The sequence below is a fragment of the Rheinheimera tilapiae genome, from assembly GCF_042432165.1.
In the GTDB taxonomy this organism is placed as follows: domain Bacteria; phylum Pseudomonadota; class Gammaproteobacteria; order Enterobacterales; family Alteromonadaceae; genus Pararheinheimera; species Pararheinheimera tilapiae.
In genome coordinates, this window is record NZ_JBHLXP010000004.1 from 165258 (window position 1) to 172711 (window position 7454).

The following is a 7454-nucleotide window of genomic DNA, read 5'->3' on the forward strand; positions in this document are numbered from 1 at the left end:
GCGCTGCCATTCAGTGTTCATTCTCCCCCCCCCTGCTAGTTCTCTTCTGGTTCCTTGCTTGAAACTTGCCGGTAATTCAGGTTTGATGAGAAATTGTCATTCTGGTGCAACACTGTCACCGGTCTGGTGCAGGCGTTGTCGAAGCCTGATTGTCAGTGCGCCATGCAAATCAACCTGACCTTGTATGCATAAAAAAAGCACACAATAAAAACATAATAAAAACAACAAGATCGACTTAGGCCGGGGAGAGGACACACCAATTGTTTCACAGCTTGTTTAAAAGGATATGGCGGAAAATTCGCGCTCTGTCGTCTTGGTTCTCTGCATGGCGTAAGCACATGCGGGGGGGATATCGACGCACGCGACGGCCTTTGTTGTCATTGCTGCTGGTCTGCAACTTGTCTGCTGCAGCGCTAGCCGATGAAAAGCCGTCTGAGATTGCTTTCAATATTCCGGAACAAAGAGCCGATCTCTCGCTAATCAGTTTTGCTGAACAGGCTGACATCACCTTGCTGTTTCCCATCGACAAGATGGCAGGCAAAGTGACCAATCCGCTCCGTGGTCAGTACAACCTCGACGAAGCCTTGCGCATTCTGCTGCAGGGCACCGGTCTCAAGCCGGTGATTAGCGAAAGTGGGCAGGTATCTATTTTGATAGATCCGACTTTCGAGAGTAATGACGACATGGCGAATTATAAGAAAAACAAAGTGGCAACAGCAGTGATGGCAGTGGTCAGCACAGTGGCGGTATCACCCGCTTTTGCCGTACAGGACAAAGAAGAGACAAAAACAGAAGTGATTGAAGTGCGGGGTATCCGTGGTGCGCTTGGCCGCGCGATGGATTCCAAACGCGAAGCCGGTGGTGTGGTGGACTCCATTTCCGCCGAAGACATTGGTAAGTTTCCGGATACTAACCTGGCAGAATCGCTGCAGCGCATTACCGGCGTGTCGATTGACCGGTCCGGTGGTGAAGGTCAACTGATCACCGTACGTGGATTTGGCCCGGAATTTAATACAGTGCTGGTCAATGGCCGGCAAATGGCGTCGGAAAACCAAAGCCGCGCTTTTAGTTTTGACACTATTGCAGCGGAATTAGTCCGTAGCCTCGATGTACACAAAACCTCCACCGCGACGCAGCAATCCGGTGGTATCGGTTCTACTGTTAACGTCAATACCGCGCGGCCATTTGCCATCGGTGGTTTTAAAGTTGCCGGTAGTATCAAAGGCGTGTACGAAGAAAACAGCGAAAAAACCTCGCCACAGGTCTCTGGCCTGATCAGCGATACCTTTTTAGACGGCTCGGTTGGCGCTTTGCTGGCTGTGTCGCATCAACAGCGCGACACCCGGCTGAATCAGGCGCAAATTGACGGCTGGCTGGAAAACGTTGGCGTGCCAAATCCGGTCACGCAAAGCGGCGCTGCTTATAGCGGTAATATTTTCTCACCGCGGAACTACGATCATAAAGTGACGTTTGAAGAGCGTAGCCGCACCAACGCCAACCTGGTGTTGCAATATGCTCCGGCCGACAATCTGGAACTGACCGCTGACGCGCTGTATTCCGATTTTGACGTCGAAGCAGATACCACGTCCTACGGCCACTGGTTTACCGCGCCAAATATCACTGGTTTTGGCGGCGCCAAAGGCCCGGTGGTGGACGCGAACGGCACTGTCGTTGACCTGTATCAGGAAGTGGGCCTCGCCACTGACATGCACGCGAAGAAGTTTGACCGCCTGACTGATACGCTGTCGATTGGCCTTAATGCCGATTGGGACGTTAGCAACAATCTGAATATGAAATTCGATTTCAGCCACTCCAGCGCTGAGCGTGAACCGAACAATGGCCGTGGTGATCAGCTGTCCTTGATTGGTTATGCCAACCGCGTCCGTTTCCAGCTTGACGACAATATCCTGCCTTACGCCAGCGAGTTTGCCGGCGCCAATCCGAACATCTACAGCGGCCAGCAGGAACTAAACGGCACGGCTTACCAACCGGGTGTAAAACCGGATGGTGTGTCGAATCATCTGGATCCGAAAAACAGCCGGGCCCACGTGATGTTACGTCGCGGCTGGGCGGTGGAAGACGATCTGAACCAGCTGCGCTGGGATGGCATCTGGAATGAAGATGCGGCCAGCGGTTTAACCAAAGTGAAATTTGGCGCTATGTATTCCACCGAAACCAAGAGCCTGGAGCGTTGGGATAACGAAGGCGTCGGTATTCACTGTACGTTCTGTGGTTATCCGGACAAACCGAACATGGCCGGTTTCCCGCAATATGTCTTTAATGCCGGTAGTGATTTCTTAAGCGGCGTCAGTGGCAGTGGCCGCATGCCAACCTCATGGCTGGCGCATGACGGTGAAGCCAACTTTGCTTTCCTCGAACAATATGCTGCCTCGATCGGCAAGCCGATTAGCTTTGATGCGGTTAAACGCAACAAGTCGTTTGAAGTCGGTGAAGATACGGCGTCTTTGTATCTGGAACTTGATTTTGAAGGCTCGTTAGCCGGCATGCCGTTAACCAGCACTGCCGGTGTGCGCTATGAGCGCACCAGTGTCGATGTGGACGGTACCGATGCGCCGGTCAGCGGTCTGCGCATCCTCGATGAAACCGAGATGCTGGCACAATTCGGTGCTGCCCAGCCGATCAAAGAGAGCTCGAGCTACGAAGCCATCCTGCCAAACTTCAGCGTCAAACTGGATATTTCAGACGACCTGGTGGGCCGCTTTGCTGCGTCTCAAACTTTGACCCGGCCGACGCTGGAAAGCATGTCACCAGTCACGGTGATTGGCACCACCCGGCAGGGCGGCGATTTGACTTCAACTTCAGGTAACCCGGAACTGCAACCGTTCAGCGCGACCAACCTCGATCTGTCGCTGGAATGGTATTACAGCGATGCCAGTTATCTGTCGGGCGGTTATTTCCGCAAAAACGTGTCGAACTTCATCATCAACATCACCGAAGACAAAACCTTCACGCTGGCCAATGGCGGCTTGCTGACCGATCCGTCAACCGGTGCCAATTCAGGCGCGCCGGACAGTGCCGACAGCACGGCAGTATTTAGCAATACGCTGCCAAGCAATGGTGAGTCGGCGATTGTTGATGGCTTTGAACTGGCAGTGCAACATACCTTTGAGTCGGGTTTTGGCGTGATGGCGAACGCGACACTGGTCGACAGTAATGCCGAACTGGATCCGGCGGACATCAATCAGGTGTTTGCGTTAACCGGCCTCAGTGATTCGTACAACCTGGTGGCGTTTTATGAACAAGGCCCATTGCAGGCGCGGGTTGCCTACAACTGGCGTGATGCATTTGTGCAGTCGCTGACACAAAGCAACGGCGACGGTGTGGTGATAGTCGAAGACTATGCGCAGATTGACGCCAGTGCCAGCTACGACATTACGCCGGATTTGGCCGTTGTCATTGAAGGCATCAACCTGACCAATGAATACGTGCACAAACGCGGTCGTTTCGCTAACCAGCTTCTGCTGATTGAAGACAGCGGCCGGCGCGTGGCCTTTGGTGTGCGCGGTTCATTCTAACCGCTGTTGTTGTGTATTTTTACGTAATTCGGATGTAGTAGTGACGCAGTGACCACCGATCCCGGGGTGGTCACTGCGCTTGTTTCGGAGTCAGTTCGCTGACTCCATTTTTGCGATGCAAAGCAGGAAGTCCCTCATGCAATCTCAGCCCCAAAACAAAAACAAAAACAAAAACAACAACATGGCAGAGCAACCGATCCAAACCGTCGTGATCGTCGGCGGAGGCAATGCCGGTTGGCTGACCGCCGGCCGCATTGCGGCCAAACATAACTGTCAGGCCGGTGCGATCAGAGTGGTTCTGATTGAATCCCCCGGCGTACCGCCGATTGGCGTCGGCGAAGGCACTTGGCCAACGATGCGCAGCACTTTGCTGGCACTTGGCATCAGTGAAACCGAATTTATCCGCGAGTGTGACGCCACCTTTAAACAAGGCGCTAAGTTTGCCCGTTGGGTGAATGGCGCTGCCGACGATTTCTATTACCATCCGCTGGTGCTGCCGCAGGGCTTTGGCAAAGCGGATATGGCGGCCTATTGGCTGCAAGGCAAAACCGCCGCTGATCTGGCCGGCCCACTCAGTTCCTTCTCAAACGATTTATGTTATCAGGAAGCCATTTGTGAGCAGGGTTTGGCGCCGAAGACTATCCGGCATGCTGAATATGCTGCCGTCGCCAATTACGCCTATCACCTCGATTCCGGCAAGTTTGGCTTGTTTTTACAACGACACTGCATCGAAAAACTTGGCGTGGAACATATTCAGGATGATGTGATCGCCGTGCAAAGCGCTGACAATGGTGATATCGCTGCCGTGCAGACTCAGAACCATGGCCTGATCGCTGGTGATTTATTTGTCGATTGCACCGGCTTTAAATCGTTGTTGCTGGGCGAGCATTACCAGGTGCCGTTTAAGCGCTGTGACGACGTACTGTTTATCGACACGGCGCTGGCGGTGCAGGTGCCTTACGCAACGCAGGATGCTCCCATCGCCTCGCACACTATTTCGACGGCGCAGGATTGTGGCTGGATTTGGGATATCGGCCTGCAGCACCGTCGTGGAGTGGGTTATGTCTATGCCAGCCGTTATTGCAGTGAACAACAGGCGCGGGACACTTTAGCGGCCTATGTCGGGCCGCAAATCGCTGAGCTTGCGGTGCGGAAGATCCCGATTGTCAGTGGTCATCGCCAGCACTTCTGGCAAAACAACTGCGTCGCGGTAGGCTTATCGGCCGGTTTCCTTGAGCCACTGGAAGCGTCGGCGCTGGTGCTGGTGGAATTATCCGCGCAGATGATTGCCGAGCAGCTGCCGGCGACGCGTGGCGTGATGGATATTGTGGCGCGGCGTTTTAACGAAACCTTTTTATATCGCTGGGACAAAATCATCGATTTTCTGAAGCTGCATTACATTCTGAGTCAGCGCAATGACAGCGCTTTTTGGCGTGACAACCGCGACCCGGCGACGATTCCACAAAGCCTGTTGGATCTGATGCAGCTGTGGGCCCATCGCGCGCCGGGCGACCTGGATTTCACCAGCAATAATGAGGTGTTCCCGGCCGCCAGTTATCAGTATGTGTTGTATGGCATGGGATTTCGCAGTGATACCAGCCGCCTGCGCCATCAGCTGACTAACTGGGATTTTGCCACAGCACAGCTGCAGCAAAACCGCAAAATGATCGATCAGGCGCTGACGTTGCTACCGACGCACCGCGAGCTTATCAACAAAATTCGTCAGTATGGTTTTCAAACCATCTGAGCAGCAGGAAGGCAAGTCATGGCTCATTTAGTTGCAATAGAACCGGCCCGGCATCAACAGCTGTATGTGTTACCTGAGCAGATTGATGTTCATGCTGCCGGACAGAATCTGATCCCGGTGGTGCCGGCCGAATTGACCCATGTGGCGACGCAGTTGCCTTTGGTGCTGGCGAAAAATGGCCAGACTGGTCAGTTTGTGCTGGCGGCATTAACCGGCTTTGCGCCTAACGAAAATTTACTGATGCAGCAAGGCCGCTGGCAGGGCTTGTATCTGCCGCTGCAAATCCAGCGTCAGCCGTTTTTTGTCGGCAAGGCGACGCCGGATGCCGACGATTATGTGGTCTGCATTGATCTGGAGAGTCCGGCCACCGGCCAGAACCAGCCGTTACCAGTTGGCGCGGAGCTGCTGTTTTTGCCGGATGGCCGCGAAACTGACTTCTACCAACAGGCGAAACAGCGGTTGGTGCAGCTGCTGCAGGGGGAACAACAGCGCGATGCGCTCATTGAGATGTTACTGCAATGCCAGTTGTTACAGCCGATGTCGCTTGACATCACTTTTGCCGACCAAAGCACGACGCGGCTGAACGGTTTGTATAGCATCGACGCAGACAAGCTGGCGGCGCTGGCGCCAGAGCAAGTGGTGCAGCTGCATCAACAGGGCCATTTAGCGGCGATCTACGCCATTCTCGGCTCGGCGGCACAAATCTACGGCTTGATCGCGCGTAAAAATCAGCAGTTGGTTGGCTAAGCCGATGCAGAGCGCAGCCCCTGTATCGCCTAAACCTGCGGTGGTTTGCCAGCTGATCGGTACTGAGCAGACGCCGTTATTGGTGATAGACCATTTATTTCCAGCCTGTGACTGGTTATGGCAGCAGGCACAGCACGGCGATTATCAGGCTGACCCGGCCAATTTTTATCCGGGCGTGCGGGCGCCAACACCGCAGTCGTATCAGCAGGCGTTACAAGACTTACTGCCGCTGTTACAACAGGTGTATGTACCACAGGCAAAACAAATGCGGGTGCTCAGTTCGGCGTTCTCGCTGGCCTGTAAACCAGCTGAGCAGCTGAAGCCTATTCAGATGTTGCCGCATTTTGATACGGTGGAACCGCATCAGCTGGCGATGGTGCATTATTTGTGTGATGGCAGGCATGGTGGCACGGCGTTTTATCGCCATCGTTATACCGGCTTTGAGCGGATCAGCGCTGAACGGCTGCAAAGTTATGGCCCGGTGCTGAAACAACAAGCCATGGCGGCCCGGCTACATGAAGCGCCGCGTTATATGCACGGTAGTTCTGCCCTCTTTCAGCAAATCGGTGAGGTTGAGGCCTGTTTTAACCGGGCGGTGATTTATCCGGGTAACCTGCTACATTCAGGGAATATCAGGGAGTTGAGTGCGGCAGCTGCCGATCCGGCGCAGGGCCGGCTGACCATCAGTAGTTTTTTGCAATTATTTTAAAAATATTTACGGTCGCACTGGCGGATTTTCCCCGGCTGTTTCGTCTGTAGTTGTTAAGTAGATTCGTTGCGTAGAACAACAACTGCAAATTTTGGCCTGATAACCAATAAAAAACAGAAAAAACGGGGAAAAATGTCAAACGATTCATTGTTTTACAAGATCTATCTGGCATCGCGGCGTGGCATTTACCGCGCGGTGTCCAGGATAGTTCCGCCGCACGAAATCGAAGATATCGTGCAGGAAACTTATGTGCGGATTTGCCAGATTGAAGATAAAACGCAAATCAGCTCACCGAAATCTTTTATGTTTACCGTGGCGCGCAATCTGGCGCTGGATTACCACAAACAGGCCAATGTGCGCCATGTGGACCATGTCGAAGACGCTGAACTGCTGGACCAGCTATTATCAGACAACTGCCGGGATGAAGTGTATGACCAGGTATTGTCGGGCAGCGAGTTTGGCCATTTTTGTGAAGCGGTACGGCAACTGCCGTTGCAGTGCCGCAAAGTATTTGTACTAAAAAAGGTCTATGGCTATTCGCAGCGGGAGATCGCAGCCAATTTACGGATCAGTGAAAGTACAGTCGAAAAACATATCGCCACCGGGTTAAAAAGTTGCACGCTGTTTATGCGTAAAGCAACGGGTGGCGAAACCGGACAGGGCCAGCAACACGCGAAGCGACAATCAAGAGGAGGATCCTATGAGTAATATTCAC

The 7454-nt window shown here is 53.4% G+C and carries 5 protein-coding genes; all 5 read left to right on the forward strand.

What is annotated here, in order from left to right; translation table 11 throughout:
* The first annotated feature begins 338 nt into the window (after positions 1–338).
* The 5 genes from ACFFJP_RS15630 (at position 339) to ACFFJP_RS15650 (ending at position 7447) form a co-directional block, all read left to right on the forward strand.
* Positions 339–3536: a TonB-dependent receptor gene (locus ACFFJP_RS15630; RefSeq protein WP_377246138.1), complete on the forward strand. Its 3198-nt coding sequence runs from the start codon at positions 339–341 to the stop codon at positions 3534–3536.
* A gap of 136 nt (positions 3537–3672) precedes the next feature.
* Positions 3673–5283 (forward strand): tryptophan halogenase family protein, encoded by a 1611-nt coding sequence (locus tag ACFFJP_RS15635; RefSeq protein WP_377246141.1) that lies wholly within the window; start codon positions 3673–3675, stop codon positions 5281–5283.
* An 18-nt stretch (positions 5284–5301) separates the two neighbouring features.
* Entirely contained in the window at positions 5302–6030 is a 729-nt protein-coding gene (locus ACFFJP_RS15640) for a SapC family protein (RefSeq protein ID WP_377246144.1), read from the forward strand.
* Positions 6023–6739, forward strand: a complete 717-nt coding sequence (locus tag ACFFJP_RS15645; RefSeq protein ID WP_377246147.1) for a DUF6445 family protein — start codon at positions 6023–6025, stop codon at positions 6737–6739. Before ACFFJP_RS15640 ends, ACFFJP_RS15645 begins: the two co-directional genes overlap by 8 nt.
* A 132-nt stretch (positions 6740–6871) precedes the next feature.
* On the forward strand, positions 6872–7447 hold the full coding sequence (locus tag ACFFJP_RS15650) for an RNA polymerase sigma factor (RefSeq protein WP_208932658.1): 576 nt from the start codon (positions 6872–6874) through the stop codon (positions 7445–7447).
* The last annotated feature ends 7 nt before the right edge of the window (positions 7448–7454 follow it).

Coding starts and splice junctions, on each gene's coding strand:
- ACFFJP_RS15635 (WP_377246141.1), top strand. CDS start 3,673: ATGCAATCTCAGCCCCAAAACAAAAACAAAAACAAAAACAACAACATG.
- ACFFJP_RS15630 (WP_377246138.1), top strand. CDS start 339: ATGCGGGGGGGATATCGACGCACGCGACGGCCTTTGTTGTCATTGCTG.
- ACFFJP_RS15640 (WP_377246144.1), top strand. CDS start 5,302: ATGGCTCATTTAGTTGCAATAGAACCGGCCCGGCATCAACAGCTGTAT.
- ACFFJP_RS15650 (WP_208932658.1), top strand. CDS start 6,872: ATGTCAAACGATTCATTGTTTTACAAGATCTATCTGGCATCGCGGCGT.